Raw genomic sequence first — 275 nt, 5'->3', positions numbered from 1 at the left:
CCGAGGCGCGCCAGCCAGGCGGGTGCGCTTGCTCTTCCATGCGCAGGATGCGGTAATAGCTGGCGCCATGTTGGTCGGCGGTGCGGGCGATGGCCAGTTCCGCCTCCTGCGGTGAGCCGGGCAGATCGTTGAAGGTGATCTCGGCGATTTCACTGAGCGGCGTCACGCGATCGGCGGGCGCCAGCTCGGCGGACTGTGCGCCGGTGCTGAGCAACCCCATGGAAAGCAAGAGGGAGGTGAGTGCGGTGGAGCGTTTCATGGCGTTCCCCTTCGTC

1 protein-coding gene is annotated in these 275 nt (G+C 66.9%); it reads right to left on the bottom strand.

What is annotated here, in order from left to right; genetic code table 11:
• A partial coding sequence (locus ACYYG1_RS17410; protein ID WP_461211601.1) for a YdgH/BhsA/McbA family protein occupies nt 1–259 on the bottom strand: 259 nt, incomplete at its 3' end.
• Between the last annotated feature and the right edge of the window lie 16 nt (nt 260–275).

The organism is Desulfocurvus sp. DL1XJH-121 (assembly GCF_054819825.1).
Note: the sequence above shows the minus strand (reverse complement) of the source record. Positions and strands in the feature narration are given on the sequence as shown.